The sequence below is a fragment of the Pseudoduganella sp. GW821-FHT05F09 genome, from assembly GCF_059419605.1.
In genome coordinates this window covers 344,057-366,164 of record NZ_JBWKSD010000006.1, presented here as the reverse complement: position 1 = coordinate 366,164, position 22,108 = coordinate 344,057, and the positions used below count along the sequence as shown (strand labels likewise).

Here is a 22,108-nt window from a genome sequence, read left to right as displayed (position 1 = left end):
ACGCCATGCTCAAACGCCACCAACTGGCGCTGTGCGCCCTGCTGCTGCCGGCCCTGGCGGCCGCGCAGTCCTTTGATATCGCCATCACCGTGGACGACATGCCGGTGCACGGCCAGCTGCCGCGCGGCATGAGCTGGCTGGGCATTGCGCAAACCCATCTGCAAGTGTTCAAGGCCAACGGCGTGCCGGAGGCCTTCGGCTTCGTCAACGCCGCCAAGATCGCGGCCACGGCCGACGGCGATGCGGTGCTCGACGCCTGGCGCGCCGCCGGCTACCCACTGGGCAACCACACCTACAGCCACATGAACCTGTCGCGCGCGCCCACGCTGGACGCCTGGTATGCGGACGTGGTGGCCGGCGAACCGCCCGTCGCGGCGCGCATGGCGGGCGCGGACTGGCGCTATCTGCGCTTTCCCAACCTGAGCACGGGCGGCGAGCGCCAGCAGGAAGCGCTGGCCTATCTGCAGGCGCGCGGCTACAAGGTCGCCGACGTCAGCCTGGCCTTCAGCGACTGGGTCTACACGGACGCCTACGCCCGCTGCGTGGCCAGGGAAGACAGCGCCGCCATCGCGGCCATGAAGACGGAGTACCTGGCCAATGTGGACAGCGCCATAGTCCGCATGAAGGACCAGTCGCAGCGCGTGTACGGCCGCGTGATTCCGCAAGTGCTGCTGACGCACATGGGCGGCTGGAGCGCCGTCATGCTGCCGGACGTGATGTCCCGCCTGAATGCGGCGGGCGCCCGCTACGTCACGCTGGCGCAGGCCCAGTCCGACCCGGCCTACGGCTTGCCCGGCGGCGGTTCGCTCATTTCCCGCACCGCCAGCCAGAAGGGCATCCGCCTGCCGGACAGCAAACCGGCGACGCCGCCGCTGGAAGTCGACAAGCTGTGCCGCTAATGGGCGGTGCGCCCGCGCGGGTGAAATAGTCATCCGCGTGAGCAGACGGGGCGGTTTTCCCGCCCACCTGCCATGCTAATATTTCAGTGCCCCATTTTTCGGCCATTCCATGCTGACACTGAAATCCCTGCGGTACCCCTTGCTGACCTGCGCCATGCTGAGCACAGTGCTGGGCGCGCAGCCTTCCCATGCCGCGAGCGTGCGCCTGGCCGGGCCGGAGGGCGTGGCTGGCGTGCTGGCCGAGGACAGCACCACCATGACCCTGGCGGCCGACCTGCTGCGGCGGGACGTGCAGTCGGTCAGCGGCCAGGCGCCCCGGCGTGTGCTCACGCTGGATGAATGCCCGCGCGTGTGCGTGGTGATCGGGCGTCATGACAGCCCCCTGCTGCGCCAGCTCGCGCAGCGCGAACATCTGGACTTCTCCCCGCTGGCCGGCCAGTGGGAACGCTATATCCGCGTCAGCCAGCCGTCGCGCAGCAAGCCTGGCACACAGCTGCTGCTGATCGCCGGCTCGGACGCGCGCGGCGCGGTGTATGGCGCGGTGGACCTGTCGCGCGAAATCGGTGTATCGGCCTGGGAATGGTGGGCGGACGTCCGGCCAGCCACGCGCAGCGCCGTCGACGTGCGCGCCGAACGCATCGTCTCCGAACGGCCCTCGGTGCAGTACCGGGGCGTATTCCTGAACGACGAAGACTGGGGCTTGCAGCCCTGGGCCGCCAAGACCTACGACAGCAGCGGCGACATCGGCCCGGCCACGTATGCGCGCATCTTCGAACTATTGTGGCGGCTGAAGGCCAACCTGATCTGGCCCGCCATGCACGACTCCACCAAGCCCTTCTACCAGATGGCGGGCAACGCCCAGGTGGCGAACGACTACGCCATCGTAGTGGGCACCTCGCACGCCGAACCCATGATGCGCAACAACGTGCGCGAATGGAAAAAGAGCGACGGCGCCTTCAACTTCTTCAGCAACCGCGACGCGCTGGCCCGCTACTGGCAGCAGCGCGTGGATGAAGTCAAAGGATACGAGAACTTCTACTCCATGGGCATCCGTGGCGTGCACGACTCGGCCATGGAAGGCGCCTCCACGCTGGCCGAAGCGCGGGACGGCGTGTCCGCCGTGATCGCCATGCAGCGCGCCATGCTCGCCAAGGCGCAGGGCCAGCCCCTGCCCCGCATTCCGCAAGCGCTCACCGTCTACAAGGAAGTGCTGGACATCTACAACAGCGGCCTGCAGGTGCCGGACGACATCACGCTGATCTGGCCGGACGATAACTATGGCTATCTGCACCAGCTCAGCACCGCCAGCGAAGCGGGCCGCAGCGGCGGCGCGGGCCTGTACTACCACATCTCCTACTGGGGCCGCCCGCACGACTACCTGTGGCTGGGCACCACCCACCCCGGCCTGATACGGGACCAGCTGCAGCGCGCTGTCAGCACCGGCGCGGAGAAGGTCTGGGTGGTCAACGTGGGCGACATCAAGCCCGGCGAATACCTCACGCAGTACTTCCTCGACCTGGCTTTCGACCAGCGCCTGCTGGAGCGCGGCGCCGGCGAGCATCTGCAAGCCTGGCTGGCGGCGCAGTTCGGCGCCGCGCAGGCGCCCGCCATCGCAGCCGTCATGCAGGAGTACTACGGCCTGGCGTGGGAACGGCGGCCGGAATTCATGGGCTTCAGCCAGACCGAACCCACCACGCCCACGCGGCAGAGCGACTACATCCAGTCCGGCGGCGAAGAAGCCGAGCAGCGGCTGGCGCGCTATCAGGCGCTGGTGCTGCGCGCCCAGGCCCTGGGCGCCGCCCTTCCCGCCGCCAGCCAGGACGCTTATTTCCAGCTGGTGCTGTATCCGGTGCGCTCCAGCGCCAACCTGAATGCGCGCATCCTCAAGCTGGACCTGGCGGCGCAATATGCGCGCGCTGGCCGACCGTCGGCGCAGCTTTACGCGCAGCAGGCGCAAGCGGCGCAGGCCGCCATCGTGGCCGACACGGCGCGCTACAACGCGCTCGGCGGCGGAAAATGGCGCGGCATGATGGACGCAGCGCCGCGCCGCCTGCCGGTGTTCGCCGCGCCATCCTTCCCCACTTATGGCAGCGCGGGCCGCAGCGGCTGCGCGCTGGCGTATCCAACGCCGCTGTCGGCGCAAGGCGGCTCGCTGGCCTTCACGCGCGGCAGGCCGGAGACCAAAACCATCACCCTGGTCCAATACGGCGCACAGCAGCAGCCGTGGTCCGCCGCTTCCGTTCCGGCGGGCCTGCGCCTGTCTGCGGACAAGGGCGCGCTGAACGAGGCCAACGGCTACGAACAGCGCGTCGACGTGAGCTATGACGGCGGCAAGGACGGCGCCAAGGCCCCGCTGCGCTTCGCCTGTGGCGGCGAGCAGCTGCAAGCCAAATTGCAGATGGCGCCGGGCGCGGAGGACGGCGTGCCGACCGAGCATGAACGCATCATCACCATTTCCGCTGCGGCGGGCCAGACGGCCAACGCCGGCTGGTCCGTGGCCGACCTGGGCAGCCTCGGCGCCAGCATGCGCTCCAGCTTCTCCCTGCCCTCGCGCGACCCGGCGCAAGCGGCTGCCGCGCCGGCGCTGGACTACCGCTTCCATAGCCACAGCCCGGGCGTGGCGCAGTTGAAGATCATCGCCGTGCCGGTGCACCCGCTCACGTCCGCCAACAAGCTGCGCATCGCCGTCAGCCTGGATGGCCAGGCGCCAACCGCGCTGGATTTCGCCACGCAAGGCCGCAGCGACGAGTGGAAGAACAACGTCCTGACCAATACCGCCGTGCGCACCATACAGCTGGCCGAGCTGGCGCCCGGACCGCACACGCTGAAGGTCCACGCGCTGGACCCCGGCTTCATCCTGGACCGCATCGAGATTTCCTTCGACGGCGCGCCCAAATACTATTCCCGCCTTCCCCAATCAACAACAGGATCACGATGAACCTCCGCCTGATACCGCTTGCCCTGATCGCCGCCGGCCTGATGCAGCCGGCGCACGCCGAACGCCAGTCCTACAACTTCAACCCGAACTGGAAGCTGGCGGTGGCGGATCCGGCGGACGCCGCGCAGCGGGCCTTTGACGACAGCGCATGGAAAGCCGTCACGCTGCCGCGCGCCTGGAACGAGGACGACGCGTTCAGCAAGGACATCGTGGACCTCACCACCGGCGTGGCCTGGTACCGCAAGCACTTCACGCTGCCCGCCAGCGCTGCAGGCCAGAAGGTGTTCATTGAATTCGAGGGCGCACGCCAGGCGGCGGAGGTGTACGTCAACGGCAAGCGCATCGGCCTGCACGAGAACGGCATCAACGCCTTCGGCTACGACATCACCGCCGCGCTGCAGCCGGGCGACAACGTGGTGGCGGTCCGCACCGACAACAGCTGGGACTACCGCGAAAAAGCCACCAACCAGCGCTACCAGTGGTCCGACAAGAACTTCAACGCCAACTACGGCGGCCTGCCGAAGAACGTGCGTCTGCATGTGACGGACAAGCTGTACCAGACCTTGCCGCTGTATTCCACGCTGGGCACCACCGGCGTCTACGTCTACGCCCGCGAGTTCGACATTCCGGGCCGCCGCGCCACCATCGCCGCCGAATCCGAAGTGCGCAACGAATATCCGGAAGCGCGCACATTCACCTACGAGGTCCAGGTCAAGGACCGTGACGGCAAGCAGGTGGCGCAGTTCTCCTCGCCCGCGCAGACCGTGGCGGCGGGCGCCACGGCCGTGGTCAAGGCCAGCGCGCCGATGCAGGGGCTGAACTTCTGGAGCTGGGGCTACGGCTATCTGTACGACGTGGTCACCACGCTGAAGGTGGACGGCAAGGCGGTGGACAGCGTTACCACGCGCACCGGCTTCCGCAAGACCGAATTCGGCAGCGGCATGGTCAAGCTGAACGACCGCGTGATCCAGATGAAGGGCTACGCGCAGCGCACTTCCAACGAATGGCCCGCCGTGGGCATGTCGGTGCCGGCCTGGCTGAGCGACTACAGCAACGGCCTGGCCGTGGCCAGCAACGCCAACCTGGTGCGCTGGATGCACATCACGCCCTGGAAGCAGGACGTGGAATCGCTGGACCGCGTGGGCATGATGCAGGCCATGCCGGCCGGCGACTCGGAAGCCGACGTGACCGGCCGCCGCTGGGAACAGCGCATCGACGCCATGCGCGACGCCATCATCTACAACCGCAACAGCCCGTCCATCGTGTTCTACGAAAGCGGCAACCGCGGCGTGAGCGAAGCGCACATGCTGGAAATGAAGGCGCTGCGCGACCAGTTCGACCCGCACGGCGGACGCGCGTCCGGCAGCCGCGAAATGCTGAGCACCAAGCTGCAGCAGGTGGCCGAGTACGGCGGCGAAATGCTGTACATAAACAAGAGCGCGCGCATCCCGATGTGGGCCATGGAGTATTCGCGCGACGAAGGCGCCCGCATCTACTGGGACGAGTACACCGCGCCTTTCCACAAGAACGGCGACGGCCCGCCGCACAAGGGCCAACCCGCGCCCACCTACAACCACAACCAGGACTCGCACGCCATCGAGAACGTGAAGCGCTGGTATGACTACTGGGAACAGCGTCCGGGCACCGGCACGCGCGTGTCCAGCGGCGGCGTGAACATCATCTTCTCGGACTCGAACACCCACCATCGCGGCGCCAACAACTACCGCCGCAGCGGCGAGGTGGACGCCATGCGCATACCGAAGGACGGCTTCTACGCCCACCAGGTGATGTGGGACGGCTGGGTGGACGTGGAGCGGCCGCGCGCCCATATTATCGGCCACTGGAACTATGCGCCCGGCACGGTCAAGCCGGTGAGCGTGGTGTCCAGCGCGGAGCGCGTGGAGCTGTTCCTGAACGGGAAAAAGATAGGCCAGGGACTGCAGAGCGAGCGCTTCCTGTTCACCTTCGACGACGTCGCGTTCAAGCCGGGCGAGCTGAAAGCGGTGGGCTACGACGCCAAGGGCAAGGCTGTCTGCACTTCGGTGCTGGCCACCGCCGGCGCGCCGGCCAGGCTGCGCCTGACGTCCATCGCTTCGCCCAAGGGTTTGCAGGCCGACGGCGCCGACCTGGCGCTGGTGCAGGTGGAAGTGGTGGACGCCAAGGGCCGCCGCAATCCGGTGGCGCTGAACAAGGTGGAGTTCGAGCTGCAAGGGCCGGCCGAATGGCGCGGCGGGATTGCGCAGGGACCGGACAACCATGTGCTGTCGCGCGCGCTGCCGGTTGAAGGCGGCGTGAACCGGGTGCTGCTGCGCAGCGCCACGCAGGCCGGCAAGATCACCTTGCGCGCCAAATCGGAGGGACTGGCTTCGGCCGAGCTGACGCTGGTGTCCAAGCCGGTGGCGGTCAAGGACGGTTTGTCGGCGCAGTTCCCGGCGGACGGTTTGCCGCTGCATCTGGAGCGCGGCGCAACGCCGGCCACGCCGTCGTTCAAGGTGTCGCGCGTGGCGGTGCCGGTGGCTTCGGTTGAAGCGGCCAGCAACGCGGCGGATGCGGGCTTTACGGTGGATGACGATGAGACCACCAAGTGGTCCAGCAAGCCGGGCGAAGGGGTGATTACCTTTAAGCTGGCGCGCACCGCCAAGCTGAGTTCCGTGGTGCTGAAACTGGCGGGCTGGCGCGAGCGCAGCTATCCGCTGCAGATCCAGGTCGACGGCAAGCAGGTTTACGAGGGCATGACGCCGAAGGGGCTGGGCTATGTCACCTTGCCGCTGGCGGGGACCGCAGGGCAGACCGTGCGCATTGCGCTGAATGGCATGGCCGATGAGACCAATGCCATCAAGCTGACCGAGGTGGCCAACCAGGCTATCGCCGATACCGGTGCGAACCAGACGCCGAAAGGAGTGCTGTCGATCGTGGAGGCGGAGTTTTACGAATTGCCTTAAAGGGGCATGAAGGCCGGGTATTTGAGCTTGAGCTGGTCAAGCTCGGATAGCGTGCCGGAGAGGTGCTGGCGGACGCAGCCCTGCGCCGCCGCCGCGTCGCCTGCGCCGATGGCGCGGGCGATGGCGCTGTGCTCTTCCAGTATCGACTGCGCCTTGCCGTTGAGCGGCAGGTGCAGGCGCCGCAGGCGGTCCAGGTTGCCGCTGCCGCTGCGCATCACATGCCATAGCTGCTCGAGCTGCGCGGCCTGGTAGAGCTGCTGGTGAAAGGCCAGGTCGATCTGGGTGAAGTTCTTCAGGTCGCCCGCTTCGAGGCAGGCGCGCTGGCGCTCCACCAGCTGCAGCAGGGTCTGCGCCAGCGCGGGGTCCGGTTTCTGCGACAAGGTGCGCACAATTTCCAGTTCCACCGACAGACGCAGGAACTGCGCTTGCCGCGCGGACGCCAGGTCCACGCTGCGCACGCGCGTAACGTGCTGGGGGAAGATGTCCACCAGGCCTTCGTCGCCCAGGCGCGTCAAAGCGTCGCGGATAGGCGTGGCGGACAGGTTGAAGTAGCGCGTGAGCTCGTTACGCGGCAGTACGGCGCCCGGTTCGAGCGCCAGCGTGACGATCAGTTCGCGCAAATGCTCGAATACCTGCACCGTGGCGTTGCGGGACCGGTCCAGCTGGAAGGTCCCCGGGATAACTGCTGTTTCCATAGTGCCGCGCATGCTGATCTAAAGCTAACATATTAGCATGGCAGCGCATGGGTTTAGTAGCCTGCGCCTGGTCCAGGACCGGGGCCCTCGCCGCGCGGGCCGCCCGGTCCCTGGCCCGGACGCGGTCCCTGGAACTGCTCGCCCCTGCCCTCGCCCGCGCTCGACGCGCCGCCGATGCGGTAGGACAGGCCGATGTAGAACACGCGGCTGTCAAAGCGGCGCGACGTGGTTTCCTTCAGCAGCGGCGTGTCGATTACGGTCGACATTTTGGCCGAGGCCAGCACGTCGGTCATATTCATCACCAGGCTGAGCTGCGGCGTCAGCGCGTGGCGCATGCTGAGGTTGAGCATATGGCTGGGCTCGCGGTAGCCCTGGCCCGTCAGCGTCTTGCCCTGCATTTGCAGCATGGCTTGCAGCTGGGTGGCGCTGTCGTACTGGTAGTTCAGGCGCGCACGGCCGCTCAGCGAGCTGGCGTTGCGGGTGATGTCCGCGCCGCTCAGGTCGCGCGAGGTCAGTTCGCTGCGCGCCAGGTTGCCGCTGGTGTTCAGGGTCAGCGTCGGCGTCAGCTTGCCGCTCACGGTGAACTCCAGGCCGCTCGAGTGGCTGGCGCCACCGTTTTCGCGCGTGGTCAGCAGCACGTTGTTGCCGATATAGCTGCTGCGCTCGATGATGGTGTCCGATTCGTCGCGGAAGTAGGCGCGCAGATTGGTTTCCAGGCCGGCGATCTTGGTTTCGTAGCCCACTTCAAACGAATCGGTCTTGGCCGGCTTGAGCATGGGGTTGCCGGACGAGACGTTGAATTCGTCACGGTACACCACGTAGGGATTGAGGTCGTTCGGCATCGGACGGCGGATGCGGTGCGCGTAGCTGAAGCGCATATTCGCCGTCTCGTTCACTTTGTAGGTGGCGAAGAAGCTGGGGATGTAGCTGGTGTAGCTGTTCCTGGCCGAGATGTTGCTGGTGATCTGGTCCAGGTCCATTTCGGTGTGCTCGACCCGCATGCCGGCCAGCGCGCCCCAGTTGTCGTTCAGGCGCATCTGGTAGGAGCCGTACAGCGCCAGCGTGGTCTCGTCCAGGTTGAAGCGGTTGGTGCGCGCGGGGTTGATGGTTTCGGCCAGCGTGGCGGGGTTGATGTCGGCATACAGCACGTCGAAGCTGCTCTTGGTCTCGGCCGCCTTGTAGCCCAGCTTGGCCGAGCCGCCGCCGATATTGCGTTCGTAGTCGCCGGTGAAATCGACAATGCGGGTGCCGGTGTCGCTGGACTGGCGGCTGCGCTCGGCCAGCGCGTTGATTGGACGCACCGTGTACATATTGCTGTAGGCGCTATCGTTGTCGTTATCCGTGTGGGAAACGCGCAGGTCCGTCTTCATGCTCTCGCCCGGCGCCTCGCCCTTGTGGTCCCAGCGCGCGCCCCAGCTGTAGCTCCTGGTGTCGCCCTCGCGCTGCGTGGTGCGCAGGTAGTCGCTGATGGTGGCGGCGCCAGCTGCGGTCGCATAGTGCTCGCTGACCTTCTGGTCGTTGCCGCGCGCGGTGTAGTTGGCACTCGCGGTCAGCGTGTCCTTCGCGCCGAGGTTGTAGCTGACGGTGCCGTTCAGGCCCACCGAATCGTTCAGGCCGTGCTGCGCGCTGTCCTGGGTGCTGTGCTCGACCGCGCCGGTAAGGGGGTTGGTGCGGTCGCGCACGGTATCGCTGACCGAATTGCGGCCGTCGTGGCGCACATTGATGCCGCCCTGGTAGCCCCATGCACCTTCGTTGTAGCTGCCGGACACGGCACTGTTGTAGCGCCCGTCCTTGCCGGCATTGGCGTTGACGGTGGCGAAGCCGCCCGGTTTGCGGTTGCGGCGCATCACCAGGTTCAGGATGGGGCCGCCGCCGCCCTCGTTGCCGAACTGCGCGCCTGGATTGTTGATGACCTCCACCGATTCGATGTCCTCGGCCGCCATGGCGTTCAGCGTGGCGGCGCGGTTATCGCCCTGCATCATGGCGGACGGCTTGCCGTCGACCAGGATCTGCACATTGCTGCTGCCGCGCAAGGTGACGGCGCCGTCCGGATCCACCGCCACGGACGGCACGTTGTTCAGCGCGTCCGCCGCCGTGCCATTGGAGCTGCCGACGTCGGATTTCACGTCGTACACCTGGCGGTCGATGCGGTTGGTGGGGCGCTCGCCCGCCACCGTCACGGACGGCACCGGCACGCCGGTTTCGGTCGATTTTTCGACGGGCTTGGGCTCTTTCTTGAGCGCGGCGCCCTTCACCACCACTTCCGGCGCGGCGGCCTGGGTTTGCGCGAGGGCGGCGCCGTCGACGTACATGACGGCGGTGCTGGCAACGCAGCAGGTCAGCAGGATTTTTTGCATTGGACAAGGCCTTTATAGGATGGACGCATTCTATCCGCCAGCCGCTTGCAAGACTATTGTCATTACGCAATTTTACATAGGCTAAACTTTACAGAAACATTTGCCGTTAATGCAGCATGACTTCCATCTCCACACTCTCCAACTGGCAGCCGGTCACCCCGCGCGCGCCAGCCCCAAGCAGCCCCGCCGCCAAAGCCGCCACCCCGGCAGCGGACTGGGCCGCGCCCTCCACCGTCGTTAAACTGAGCCCGGCCGGCCTGGCCGCCGCCAGGCAGGGCGAAGCGGAGGAATCCGCCCTTCCGCCCACCACCGCCATGCGCTTCAAGGACCTGGGCGCCGCCATGCTGGGCCAGTTCAAAACCGGCGCCGCCATTCCGGTCGAGCAGGCCGCCCTGCCGGACGCGGTGGACAACAAGTTCAACCTCAGCATCACCACCCGCAGCGGCGTGAAGGTGGACCTCACGCTGGCCAGCCTGGACGACGGCATGGCCTTGCAGGTGAGCGCCAGCGGCGAGCTGAGCGACGACGAGCGCAATGCGCTGTCCGGGCTGGCGGCAGGCTTCCAGGCCGCCATCGACGGCATGGCGCTGGACGACCCGCAGATACGGCTGGGCGCGCTCGCCGGCTTCGACAGCAAGTATCTGCAATCGGTGGACTTCCACGCGACCGTCAAGCAGAGCACCCTGCCCCCGAGCACGCAGACGCTGGACTTCCATGCGGACGGCACGCAGCGCAAGGTGAGCATAGGCGGCGCGTCCGGCAAGGCCGAAGTCAGCATCGACACCAGCAAGCTGGAGAGCCTGGGCACGAAGGAGCAGCAGAACAAGGCCATCAGCAGCTATTTGAAGCAATTCGACCAGGCCACCGCGCGCGGCCATGGCGACGCCAAGCTGATGACCATGTTCAAGGACGCGTTCTCGGACATGAGCCGCACCTCCACCCGCGAGGCGGAGCAGGACCGTGGCCTGTCGCTGCCCGGCAAGTGGACGCTGGCGGCCGAGGACCATGCCGCGCTGACCGGCCTGGCCGACTTCAGCGCCTCGGTCACCCAGGCGCCGGCATGGAGCAATCCGCTGCGGCTGGGCGAGAAGGACAGCTTCAGCTACGAAGTGTCGCAGGACACCCGCACCGAAGGCGAACGCCGCGACGACCGCACCATCGCGCAGAGCCAGCAGTCGCACCTGAGCGCGCAGTTCCATGAGCCGCTGAAAAAAGGCGGCGCGCTGAAGCTGGACACCACGCCGCAGTCGCAGAACTACGAGTACCACGTGATCGACGACACGGCCAGCAGCAATGTCGAGTTGGGCTACAAGGACGGCAAGCTGGTCAAGGCCAGCCTGCTGCAGACCGCCAGCCAGTCCGAGCAGGTGCTGAAATTTATGATGGGCAAGCTCGCTTCGGACAAGACCACGCCGAGCAGCCACACGCTGGCGCGCGACCTGATGGACTCGCTGGCCCTGTACCAGTCCGGCGCTTCCACCCGCAGCGCGGACGAGACCAGCGAGGCGCGCGACGAGCGCCGCAAGCAAAGCCTGTCTGCGCTGAGCGGCAACATGTTCCTGCTCGCCACCCCCAGCGAACTGGCCGCCCGCGACCGCCTTTGACTGGCCTCAACAGCCAACCGGCGTGTGATTGACAGTGGCAAGCCGGAAGCCGATCATGCTTCCATGAGCGCTGCCACTGACAAAGACTATATCGACGCCAAGGTCCAGGCCGCCACGGCCAGGATGGAAAGTGGCGCTCAAAACACGAATGCCGAGCTGATTGCCACGCTAAAGGACTATCAGACGGAGTTCAGGCAGGCGAACGCAGCATCCAACGCCCGCATGGACATTATAGTTGCCCAATTCGAAGCCAATCTGCAGCGTGCACTGAGCGAAACGGTTAAATGGGTTGCCGGCACCGTCATTGCAGGCGTGGCGGTTTCGACCTCGGTGACGGCGTTCTTAATCAGTAACTCTGGGCAGAAGCCGGCGCCATTGCAGCCTATCGTTATCTACGCGGCCCCGGCCGCACCGGCGCCGCCTGCCATCAGCAGCGCGCCCAAGTAAGGCCCTACTCCTTCAGCACCATGTCGATGCACATCACCGCCGCCACGATCAGCAGGCGCACCGGGTCGTTGGCGGGAACGGCTGCGCCTATGCTCAGCATGTAGTTGTCGGCGGAGGTGAACAGCTCCTTGCCCAGGCCGGCCCACTTCTTGGAAACGGCCGCCATCTCGCGTTCGCCCTGCACAAAGCGGAAGTCCCATCCGGTCCACTTGCCTTGCAGCGTGCACAACTGGCGTTCCTGCGCGTCCATCACGTCGAACTTGCCGCCGATGGAGAAGAACCGTTGCCTGAACTTGCCGATCAGCTTGTCATGCTCGTCCAGCACTTCCACCTCGGATACAAAGAAGGACACGCCGCGCCTGACCGTCATCAGCTTGGCGCCTTCCGGCGTGCGCAGTTCCAGATGGAAGGGCGTCATGCGCTTGTAGTCGCTGAAGCGCAGTATCTTGGTGAACAGGCCCAGGTTCGGCTCCCGGCATTCGATGACGATTTGATTGCTCTCGGGATGGTAGATGTCGAAGTTGTTGGCGGCCTTGAAGATGCCGGTGTGTTCTTTGACGAAAAAGAGATTCTGGCTGAAAACTGCGTGCATGGACTTCCTTGTGCTGGTTGGAACACGCATTCTCGCCGATTTGCACCCTGGCAATGTTCACACAATGTCACACCACCAGCGTCTGGCGCGGCACGAGCCGGAACGACGCCACCAGCCGCGTCAGCACCTCGGCCTGGCCGCGCATATTCCCGGCGGCGCAAGCGGCCTGCTCAACCAGCGCGGCGTTCTGCTGCGTGGTCGCGTCGATCAGGCTGATGGCGTGGTTCAGCTGGTCGATGCCGGCGCGCTGCTCCTGGCTGGCGGTGCTGATGCCGGCCATCAAGGCGGTGGCCTGCTGCACCGAGTCCACCAGGGCAGACATGGTTTGCCCCGCGCCGTCCGCCAGGCGGTTGCCGGTGGCGGCCTGCTCGACCGCGCTGCCGATCAGCGCCTTGATTTCCCGCGCCGCCACCGCCGAGCGCTGCGCCAGTTGCCGCACCTCGGAGGCCACCACCGCGAAGCCGCGTCCCTGCTCCCCCGCCCGCGCCGCTTCCACCGCCGCATTGAGCGCCAGGATGTTGGTCTGGAAAGCGATGCCGTCGATCACGCTGATAATGTCCGCAATGCGCCGCGAACCCGCTTCAATGGCGGCCATGGTCGCCACCACTTCCTGCACGGCCTGGCCGCCTGCCTGCGCGGCGCCGGCCGCAGCGCCAACCAGGCGGTGCGCCTCGTGCGCGTTGTCCGCATTCCGGCGCACCGTGGCGGCCAGCTGGGACATGGACGAAGCGGTCTCGCCCAGCGCGCTGGCCTGCGCCTCGGTGCGCGCAGACAGGTCCGCGTTGCCGCTGGCAATCTCCGCCGCGCCGCTGTTGACCACGCCGGTCACTTCCTTGATCTGGCCGACCAGCAGCTTGATATTGGTCTGCAGCACGCGCAGCCCTTCCGGCACCGCCGCCACTTCGCCGCCGCCGCGCGCGTCGATGCGCGCGCTCAGGTCGCCTGCGCTCATGTGCGAGATCGCGTCCTGCATGGCGCCCAGCCGCTGCGCCAGCATCCGGTGCAGCAGCACGGCGCCCGCGCCGCCGACACCAGCCGACAGCGCGCCGAACAGCGTGCAGGCGGCCATGCTGCCGGCGTAGGCCGCGCCCACCGCCAGCGCCGTCAGCAGCGCGCTGGCGCCGGCCGTGGCTCCCAGGCGCGCGCCGAGCGGCAAGTCCAGCCGCCGCACCAGCGTAGCGAGCGCGCGCTGCGGCACCACGGCGCCGTCGCGCACCGCCAGCCCCACGCCGCCGGAGCGTATGGCGCAGTAGGCTGCGTCCGCCGCCTCTACCTTGGCGCGCGTGGGCTTTACCCGGATCGACGTGTAGCCCACCACCCGGCCGCCTTCGATCAACGGCGCGGCGTTCGCCTCCACCCAATAGAAATCGCCGTTCTTGCAGCGGTTCTTCACCAAGCCGGTCCACGCCTTGCCGGCGCGGATGGTGCGCCACAGATCCGCAAACGCTTCCTTCGGCATGTCCGGATGCCGCACGATGCTCTGCGGCGCGCCGAGCAGCTCCTCCTCAGCGAAGCCGCTGATCCTGCAGAAGTCCAGGTTCACATAGGTGATATTGCCACGCAGGTCGGTCTTGGAGACGATCGTTTCGTCATCGCGCAAAACGTACTCGCGGCTGCCGCCAGGCTGAAGGTCAGGCATACGATTCCTCATGAAAAGAAGCAACGAAATTATCTGGGCGACAATTTTGACTGTGAAGTATCAATTCGGGTTTATTTAACCTAAATCAAAAAATTGAGAAATTGTGTGGCGCGCAAAAAACAGAAGGGGAAAACGCTATACTCGGCGGGATGAACCGACGCCACCTCCTAGCCGCGCTTGCCCTCTCGCTGCCACTATGGACACCCGCCCTGGCGCTGGCAGCGGACGCCGCGCCGCCGCTCCCGCGCGTGATCGTCTCCACCGACATAGGCGGCACGGACTTCGACGATTTCCAGTCGCTGGTGCACCTGCTGCTCTACAGCGACCGCGTGGACCTGGAGGGCCTGATCGCCTCCCCCTGGGGCGAGGGCCGCAACCGAAAGCGTCATCTGCTGACCCTCATTTCCGTCTACGAGCAGGACTACGCAAAGCTGCGCGCCGCGTCGGCGCGCTATCCCACGCCGGAACGCCTGCGCAGCATTTCCAAGCAAGGCGGCACCGACCTGGCCAGCCCGCGCGGCTGGGACCAGCCCACCGAGGGCTCCAACTGGATCATCGCCAGCGCCCGGCGCGACGACCCGCGCCCGCTGTGGGTGCTGCTGTGGGGCGGCTTCGAAGACCTGGCCCAGGCGCTGCACGACGCGCCCGACATCAAGAGCAAGCTGCGCGTCTACATGATAGGCGGGCCAAACAAGAAGTGGTCGCTCGCGGCATACGACTACATCGCCCGCGAGCACCCGGACCTGTGGGTCATCGAAAACAACTCCACTTATCGCGGCTGGTTTGTCGGCGGCCAGCAGTCCGGGGATCTAGGCAACGCGGGCTTCGTCGAGCGCCACGTCAAGGGCGCGGGCGCGCTGGGCGCCTATTTCAACGGCATCGCCCCGCAGATCAAGATGGGCGACACGCCTTCGCTGACCTACGTGCTGGGCGCCAGCCCGGAACAGCCCGGCGCGGGCGGCTGGGGCGGACGCTTCGTGCGCGCCTGGGACCGGCCGCGCGCCACCTTCACCAAGCCCCCAACGGCGGCGGACGTGGTGGAGACCTTCGCCGTGATGGAGCTGGTCTACCACCCGGAAGGCGCGGCGCCGGCCAAGGCCGAAGCCAGCCTGCTGGTGGACAAGCAGGAGTTCCCCGGCCACCTGGGCAGCGACGGCGCCTGGCACTTCCTGTTCTCGCCCAAGGAAGCCAAGACCTGGAGCTACCGCATCCGCAGCAGCCATCCGGGCCTGGACGGCCAGAGCGGCGGCTTCACCTCGCGCATGCCCGCGCCGGAACTGGCCCGCCAGCCCTCCGCGCGCTACCCGAACTGGTGGACCGACGATCCCGATCCCCAGTGGAGAGAAGGTCCGCACCAGGGCGCAAAGAGCATCAGCCGCTGGCGCGGGGACTTTCTGCGCGACTTCGCGGCCCGGCTCGCGCCGCTGCGCGCAGACTAGCTGGGCTCTCCCTTTTGGTCGGCAGCACGTTTTTGTGTCCACCTATATCATAGGAAGACACAAACCAACACTTGCTTAAAAAATGACCGCACAACTTGCCGCCGCAGTGGCGCCGGAATACTCCATGAGGGAGCCCAATTCGGAACAGGAGCGCGTGGCCGCGCTCGAGCGCCTGGGCATACTGGACAGCCAGACCAATGAGTACTTCGACGGCGTAACGCGGCTGGCCATGACGATATTCGGCCTGCCTGGCGCCTTCATCTCCCTCATCGACCGCGACCGCCAGTGGCTCAAGGCCAGCACCGGCTTCTGCACCCCGGGCGACTCGCGCGAGCACTCCTTCTGCACCCACACCATCCAGGCCTCCGAGGTGCTGGTGATCGAAGACACGCACCAGGATCCGCGCTTCCGCGACAACCCCATGGTCACCGGGCCGGACCGGATCCGCTTCTACGCCGGCGCGCCCATGCTCACGCGAGACGGCTTCGCCATTGGCGCCTTTTGCATCATCGACCAAGAGCCGCGCCAGCTGGACCAGTCGCAGCGCCGCAAGCTGCAAGGGCTGGCCGCGCTGGTGATGTCGCACATCGAACTGCGGCGCGCCGTCGGCCACGTGGACGCGGTCAGCGGCATCGCCAACAAATTCCAGCTGGAGGTGGACCTGACCGAGCAATGCGGCGTGGCCGAAGGCGAACAACGGGTGCTGGTCTATATCGACATGCCGGATGCGGCCAAGGCCTTCGAAATCGCCAGCGTGCTAGGCATCGCCGTGTACGACGACGTGGTGCGCAGCGTCGCGGGCAGATTGTCCACCTTGTTCCGAGACCGCGCCACGCTGTACCACGTGACCGACACGCGCTTCGCCCTGCTCTCGAAAGACGGCGACACGGCGGCGTTCATCGCCTTCCTGGACAGCCTGGACGCGGCCCTGCAGGAGCCGCTGCTGGGCCTTAACCTGCCGCTCAACCTGGACAGTTTTGGCGGCATCGTCCAGTTCAAGCTCTGCCCGCAATCATCCACCGACGCGCCGCGCAAGGCCTCGGCGGCCGTGAACCAGGCGCTGATCGGCCGCCAGCGCTGGAGCGCCTACGATTCGCAGCTGGACGCCAGCCAGCAGCGCGCCTTCCGCCTGCTCAACAGCGTGCAGCAAAGCCTGGCCGACGACGCCTTCCACCTGGTCTACCAGCCCAAGCATGACGTGCGCACCGGCGCCTGCCACGCGGCCGAAGCGCTGCTGCGCTGGCAGCATCCGGAACTGGGCTTCGTGTCGCCGGCGGAGTTCATCCCCCTGATAGAAAAGACCGCGCTGATCGGCCCCCTCACGCGCTGGATCATGCGCACGGCAATCAAGCAAACGGCCGCTTGGCACCGGCAGGGCCACGCCATCAAGATCGCCATCAATCTGTCGGCCTACAATTTCGAGGAAGTGGACATCTGCGAGCGCCTGCTCGCCACCTGCCTGGAATTCGGGCTGGCGCCGCGCTATGTTGAAATCGAATGCACGGAAGGGACATGGATGGAAAGCCCGGCCATCCTGAAAGCCATGCACGACATCCGCACCAGCGGCATGAGCCTTGCGCTGGACGACTTCGGCACCGGCTACAGCAATTTCTCCTACCTGCAGAACGTGCCCGCCACCGTGGTCAAGGTGGACCAGTCGCTGATACGCAATGTGCACAACAGCGAACGCGACCAGCGCATCGTCCGCTCGCTGATCGCCCTCGCCGCCGAGCTCCAGTACGAGGTGGTGGCCGAAGGCGTGGAGACGGCGGAATCGCTGGCGCTGATACGGAGCTGGGGCTGCCAGGTGGCACAGGGCTACTACTTCGCCAAACCGCTGGCGGCGGACGCGTTTGTCGGGCATGTGGCGCAGCACGCCAATTGATGACAACTTCGTACAGCCGTCTTTTTTTTCAGAGTTTTCCACGATTTTTAAGCAGGCTGTTGCCGTACACTCGTCATATTGCAGTCATAAACATTCGCTAGCATCACGGTTTCCAATCACACCCGAGGAAATCCATGAACTACCGCTTGATGATGACTGCAGGACTGGCCTTGTGCGCCAGCCCGGCATTTGCCCTGAACATCGTGCTCACCAACGACGACGGCCTGACCAGCAACCTGAAGGCCCTGTACGACGAGCTGAAAGCGGCCGGGCATTCGGTCATTGTTTCGGTGCCCTGCTCCGGACAAAGCGGCCGCAGCTCGGCCATCGTCATGTACAGCACCACCACCATCGTGCCCGACAACGACAAGACGCAGATCGAAGCCGAAGGCGGCTGCCACAACGGCGCCGCGCCGCTGGGCGCGCCCGCAGTGGGTCCCTTCACCAAGACCGGCTACACCGGCGGCGACTTCAACTACGTGCACGGCACCCCGGTCATGTCCGCCATGTACGGCCTGGACGTGCTGGCCCCAGCGCGCTGGGGCAAGGCGCCGGACCTGGTGCTGTCCGGCCCCAACGAGGGCCAGAACGTGGGCAAACTGGTGATCAATTCGGGCACCATAGGCAACGCGCAGTTCGCAGCGGGCCGTGGCATTCCGGCCATCGCGCTGAGCGCGGGCGCCAACACCACCGATAACGCAACCTTGGCCAGCCCCATCTCCCGCACCGTGGCGCAGCTCACCACCAAGCTGATCTCCGCGCTGCAGGCCAAGGCCGGCGCGTCGCCGCTGCTGCCGGCAGGCGTTGCGCTGAACGTCAACTTCCCCGATGCGCCAAGCACCACCACACCGTGGGCCTTCTCGCGCCAGGGCACTTACGACACCTACAACCTGAAGTTCAGCAGCGCGGCGCCGTGGGGATTGAGCGGATCGGCTCCAGGCGCGGCGACCGCCGAGCAGGCCGAGGACGAAGCGCTGGTCTACAAGACCAAGGTCTCCGTCACCGCCATGCAGGTAGGCTACGAGCAGCGCCCGGCCGGCCAGCAGTGGCTGCGCCTGCGCCTGCGTGACCTGTTTGCACAATGAGGCGCGCTATGATGCACAAGACTTCCACCCGCGCCGCCTTCCTGCTGCCGCTGCTGCCACTGCTGCTGCCACTGACGCTGGCCGCCTGCAGCAGCGGCGGCGATGACGCGCCCATCGTGAAGGTGACCGAGCTGCCGGCCGGCGTGTACGCGGTCAGCGCCGGCGACGCCGCCAGCCCGGCTGCGGGCAAATACTACGCCGCTGCGGACGGCAGCCGCCTGCTGGTCCTGAATGCTGGCACACAGCTGGCAACGGCCATGTACCAGCGCGAGACGGACGGCAAATGGAAAATGACGCCGGCCGCCACCAGCGATACGGCGCTGGATCTGCTGAACAGCAGCGCCGTTCCGTCGACTGCGCTCAACGCCACGGCCATCGCGCGGAGCTACACGGTGCGCCTGGCGGCAGGCGGCGTTGCGGCGTTCTCGGTGAACGCCAGCGGCGATATCGTTGCGGGCGCCACCAGCTGCAAGCTGTCCGGCAAGCTCGCCGCCAGCACGCTGCCGCAAACGCTCAAGCTTACCCTCAGCACCGCCGGCTGCGGCGACCTGCCCGCGCAGTCCGAAGGCTTCCTGGTGGCCGACGGCGACTACGCGCCGGCGGCATTCCGCCTGCTTACTTCCGGCGCTGCGGCGCCGCTTGATCTGTGGGCCTACCCGGAATAGGCTGGCCTGCTCCGGCTTGCAGCCACTTCGCGGTGGCTGCAAAGGCCGAGGCGACCGATTGCTCGGACGCCTCGCCCGGCGGCTCCAGATTTGTCAAGCCGGTCAGCCCCATCGAGATCACCTGCGCGCACAAGCCGTCGATGCCGCGCGCGCCAGGCATGTACTGTTCAAACACCTTCACCAGGTTGTTGCCGCGCCGGCTGCGCAAGCTGGCCGTGTAGTCTTTCAGCTCGGGCATGCGCGCGGCGGCAATGGCCACCGCGAAGTTGGCGCGCGCCAGGTCCAGCTTCTTGCCGTCGCCCGCTATCCGCAAGCGCTGCAACTCCGTCAGGTTCCCTGCATCCACCGCCAGCAGGATGTGCGCGGCGATGGACTCCAGGCCCGCTGTCACCAGGTCGTACTGGGTGGGGAAGCGATAGCTCAGCGTCGTGTGCGGCACGCCGATTTCCGCCGCGATGGCGCGGTGCGTAAGCCCGCTGGCGCCCTGCTCGGCCAGCCGTATGCCGCAGGCGCGCGCGGCCCGCGCCATCCATTCCGGCGCATGGCCCGTGCCGGATTCGGCAGCCAGGCTATCCGCTCCCCGCTGCATCTGTTCGGCCAACAGCGCGAACAGCGTAGCGCCCGCATCGTCCGGCGCGGCAGCGCCGCCGCCTGCGAACAGCCGTTGCAGGCACACGCGCCTCAGCATGCGGTAGGACGAGACGGCGTTCAGCGCCACGCTGTAGGCCAGTTCCGCCACTACATAACCCTGCCACCACCCGCACTCCAGCAAAGCGCCAGCCAGCCCGGCCCTCTGTGCAAACTCGTGCCAGAACGCTCGCCGCTGCGCGGCCCAAGGCTCGAAAGCGGGAGCCAGCGCCGCGTCCCAGGTGCAGGCGTGCAGTGTTTCCAGGTAGAGCACGGAGATGGTGCGCTGTTCCGTGGCCAGGTCGTCGAGTATGGCTTCCGCCATGTCGGCGGCGATGGCAGGCTGCAGGCGGCCCAAGCCCGCCAGCAGCCTGCGCCAGTGGTCCAGGCGCTGCGCGTCATGCTCGCGCGCCGCTCGGCAAATTGCGGCGATAATGTCCGCACGCGCACCGTAATGATTGCTGAGCACCGTCACCGATACGCCCAGCGCTTCGGCCAGGGGCCGCAAGGTCAGGCCGGCCAGCCCTTCCGCAGCGACAATGCGGCAGGCCGCAGCCAGCAAGGCATCTGCCTGCGGCGCTTTTCTGGACCTTTTTTCAACGGCGGGGTCGGACAATGGGAGCTCGGGGTGGGATGAGGAAATCAGGCCGATTGTAAAACATTTGTCCTGAATCGTGGCAACTCAAACCGGTGGAGGCAGGCAATGGAAAACGTCCGGCTGAAAAGGAAGATGGCGCTGGCGGACGCGTTCAGCGCGCTGGGCCTGGGCTGCGTGGCGCAAATGGAAGCAAATATGGCCGGCGTGCAGGCCAGCGATGCAGAAAGCTTGCACCAGATGCGGCTTGGGCTGCGCCGCCTGCGCGCGCTGCTGAAGATGTTCGAACCGCTTGTCGCGGCGCCGCAAAATATCCGGAAGGACCTGGACTGGCTGGCCATGGAACTGGGGCCTGTGCGCGATTGGGATGTGCTGGCCGGCTCCACCCTCAAGCGGGTGCACGGCGCCGATACGTCCGCGCTCAGCGAAGCGGCCCACGCAAGAGCCGCCAAACTGCACCGCGCCATGCTGCGGGCGCTGAACTCACCCCGCTTCAAGAAGCTGATGCTGCGCCTGAACAGCTGGATACAGGAAAGACAGTGGCGGGACGACCTAAGCAAGGCTGGCCGCGCGGCCATGAAAAAACAGGCTGCGCACAGCGCCATGCCGCTGCTGAAAAAGGCGGAAAAGCGGCTGCGCAAACGCATCGCGGCCCTGCGGCCTCGCGAAGCGCCGGCGCTACACCGCGTGCGCATCGCTGCCAAAAAAGCGCGCTACGGCGCCGAGTTCTTCCGCGACCTCCTGGACAAGGAAAAAGCAACCCAATACATCGACAGCCTGTCTGCGCTGCAGGACAGGCTAGGCGCGTTGAACGACGCGGCGGTGGCCGCGCGGCTGCTGGCGGAACTGCGGCATGAACGCGCGCAGCTGGCGCAAGCGGCGACGTTTGCGCTCGGCTACCTGGCTGCGGAGGCCGAGGCCAATCTGGCGCAGTTGGGAAAGCCGCTCAAGGCCGCCGCGAAGCTACGCATGGCCTGATTCCAGCCTGAGCGCAAACGCATGCAAGTCGTCGTGGCAGGTGATGTATTTTCGCGGCAGGCGGAAGCGGTCCGCTTCGCCGGCAATGGCGCGGTCCCCGTCGGTGCTGTAGGCGTAGCGATAGCCGGCGCTCTCGGCCTGCCGCATTATGCTGGCGTCGTGCCGGCCGTGCGGGTAGGCGAATGCGGCGACGGCGCGGCCCAGAACATCCTCCAGCAGCGCTTTGCTGTCGCGCAGTTCGCGCGCCGCCTCCGTGTGCGGCAACTCCGTGAGCTTGCGGTGGCTTAGCGAATGGGAGCCCACATCTATGCCATGCGCGGCGAGCGATTGCAGCTGGCTGGCCGTCATCAGGGGAATGGCATTGCGCGGGTCTTTTACCCAGCCGGCGTTTGAACCAAGCTGCCCGGCCACCGCAAAGACCGTCGCCGGAAATCCAAACTCGGCGAGTATGGGCAAGGCGTGTTCCAGGAAGCCGGTGTCGCCATCGTCAAACGTCAGCACGGCGGCATTGGCGGCCAGGCGGCCGCCCTGAAGCAGCAGCTCGCATGCGCTGTCCGCAGGCAGGACGGGAATGTCCCGCTCCTTCAGATACAGCATCTGTTCGCGGAAGCGCTCGCGCGTGCAAAAGCAGTCGAGGTTGGACGTGGGCCTTGGCTGCGGGCCGATCTCGTGGTACAGCAGGACCGAAAGCTGCGCCGCTGGTTCAGGTATGGCTGTCATG

General features: G+C 66.5%; 16 protein-coding genes. 10 read left to right on the top strand and 6 right to left on the bottom strand.

Features of this window, described 5'->3' with window-relative positions; all coding sequences use genetic code 11:
- The first annotated feature begins 5 nt into the window (after positions 1–5).
- The 3 genes from AC07S4_RS21345 (at position 6) to AC07S4_RS21335 (ending at position 6,779) form a co-directional block, all read left to right on the top strand.
- Positions 6–899 carry a polysaccharide deacetylase family protein gene (locus AC07S4_RS21345; RefSeq protein ID WP_494988559.1) on the top strand — a complete coding sequence of 298 codons (894 nt, stop codon included), beginning with the start codon at positions 6–8 and terminating at the stop codon, positions 897–899.
- A 109-nt stretch (positions 900–1,008) separates the two neighbouring features.
- Positions 1,009–3,837 carry a glycosyl hydrolase 115 family protein gene (locus AC07S4_RS21340; RefSeq protein ID WP_494988558.1) on the top strand — a complete coding sequence of 943 codons (2,829 nt, stop codon included), beginning with the start codon at positions 1,009–1,011 and terminating at the stop codon, positions 3,835–3,837.
- Positions 3,834–6,779, top strand: a complete 2,946-nt coding sequence (locus AC07S4_RS21335; protein WP_494988557.1) for a glycoside hydrolase family 2 protein — start codon at positions 3,834–3,836, stop codon at positions 6,777–6,779. Before AC07S4_RS21340 ends, AC07S4_RS21335 begins: the two co-directional genes overlap by 4 nt.
- Here the strand turns inward: AC07S4_RS21335 and AC07S4_RS21330 are convergent.
- Both AC07S4_RS21330 and AC07S4_RS21325 read right to left on the bottom strand, forming a co-directional pair.
- On the bottom strand, positions 6,776–7,474 hold the full coding sequence (locus tag AC07S4_RS21330) for a GntR family transcriptional regulator (protein ID WP_494988556.1): 699 nt from the start codon (positions 7,472–7,474) through the stop codon (positions 6,776–6,778). The genes AC07S4_RS21335 and AC07S4_RS21330 overlap by 4 nt on opposite strands.
- Positions 7,475–7,527: 53 nt before the next feature.
- Positions 7,528–9,831 (bottom strand): TonB-dependent receptor domain-containing protein, encoded by a 2,304-nt coding sequence (locus AC07S4_RS21325; protein ID WP_494988555.1) that lies wholly within the window; start codon positions 9,829–9,831, stop codon positions 7,528–7,530.
- A gap of 116 nt (positions 9,832–9,947) precedes the next feature.
- On the opposite strand from AC07S4_RS21325, the gene AC07S4_RS21320 reads away from it, so the two are divergent.
- Both AC07S4_RS21320 and AC07S4_RS21315 read left to right on the top strand, forming a co-directional pair.
- Positions 9,948–11,435, top strand: a complete 1,488-nt coding sequence (locus AC07S4_RS21320) for a hypothetical protein (RefSeq protein WP_494988554.1) — start codon at positions 9,948–9,950, stop codon at positions 11,433–11,435.
- Between the two features lie 63 nt (positions 11,436–11,498).
- Positions 11,499–11,882, top strand: coding sequence for a hypothetical protein (locus tag AC07S4_RS21315; protein ID WP_494988553.1), 384 nt, complete (start codon positions 11,499–11,501; stop codon positions 11,880–11,882).
- Between the two features lie 4 nt (positions 11,883–11,886).
- Here the strand turns inward: AC07S4_RS21315 and AC07S4_RS21310 are convergent, their stop codons facing one another.
- Positions 11,887–12,474 carry an LURP-one-related family protein gene (locus AC07S4_RS21310; protein ID WP_494988552.1) on the bottom strand — a complete coding sequence of 196 codons (588 nt, stop codon included), beginning with the start codon at positions 12,472–12,474 and terminating at the stop codon, positions 11,887–11,889.
- Between the two features lie 67 nt (positions 12,475–12,541).
- Entirely contained in the window at positions 12,542–14,113 is a 1,572-nt protein-coding gene (locus tag AC07S4_RS21305) for a methyl-accepting chemotaxis protein (RefSeq protein WP_494988551.1), read from the bottom strand.
- Between the two features lie 149 nt (positions 14,114–14,262).
- Between AC07S4_RS21305 and AC07S4_RS21300 the strand changes: the two genes are divergently transcribed.
- From AC07S4_RS21300 to AC07S4_RS21285, 4 genes are all read left to right on the top strand, one after another.
- On the top strand, positions 14,263–15,552 hold the full coding sequence (locus tag AC07S4_RS21300; RefSeq protein ID WP_494988550.1) for a nucleoside hydrolase-like domain-containing protein: 1,290 nt from the start codon (positions 14,263–14,265) through the stop codon (positions 15,550–15,552).
- An 82-nt stretch (positions 15,553–15,634) separates the two neighbouring features.
- On the top strand, positions 15,635–17,437 hold the full coding sequence (locus tag AC07S4_RS21295; protein ID WP_494988549.1) for a putative bifunctional diguanylate cyclase/phosphodiesterase: 1,803 nt from the start codon (positions 15,635–15,637) through the stop codon (positions 17,435–17,437).
- Positions 17,438–17,571: 134 nt separating this feature from the next.
- A complete protein-coding gene (gene surE / locus AC07S4_RS21290) occupies positions 17,572–18,522 on the top strand; it encodes a 5'/3'-nucleotidase SurE (RefSeq protein WP_494988548.1) in 951 nt (316 codons plus the stop codon).
- Positions 18,523–18,530: 8 nt separating this feature from the next.
- A complete protein-coding gene (locus AC07S4_RS21285) occupies positions 18,531–19,187 on the top strand; it encodes a hypothetical protein (protein ID WP_494988547.1) in 657 nt (218 codons plus the stop codon).
- On the opposite strand, the gene AC07S4_RS21280 is transcribed toward AC07S4_RS21285, so the two are convergent.
- A complete protein-coding gene (locus tag AC07S4_RS21280; protein WP_494988546.1) occupies positions 19,138–20,376 on the bottom strand; it encodes a TetR/AcrR family transcriptional regulator in 1,239 nt (412 codons plus the stop codon). The genes AC07S4_RS21285 and AC07S4_RS21280 overlap by 50 nt on opposite strands.
- 141 nt (positions 20,377–20,517) lie before the next feature.
- Here AC07S4_RS21280 and AC07S4_RS21275 point away from each other — a divergent pair, with 141 nt between their 5' ends.
- The gene (locus tag AC07S4_RS21275; protein WP_494988545.1) at positions 20,518–21,387 is read left to right on the top strand and encodes a CHAD domain-containing protein; all 870 of its coding nucleotides are present in this window, start codon (positions 20,518–20,520) and stop codon (positions 21,385–21,387) included.
- On the opposite strand, the gene AC07S4_RS21270 is transcribed toward AC07S4_RS21275, so the two are convergent.
- A complete protein-coding gene (locus AC07S4_RS21270; protein ID WP_494988544.1) occupies positions 21,373–22,107 on the bottom strand; it encodes a polysaccharide deacetylase family protein in 735 nt (244 codons plus the stop codon). The two genes, AC07S4_RS21275 and AC07S4_RS21270, sit on opposite strands and share 15 nt — an antisense overlap.
- Between the last annotated feature and the right edge of the window lies 1 nt (position 22,108).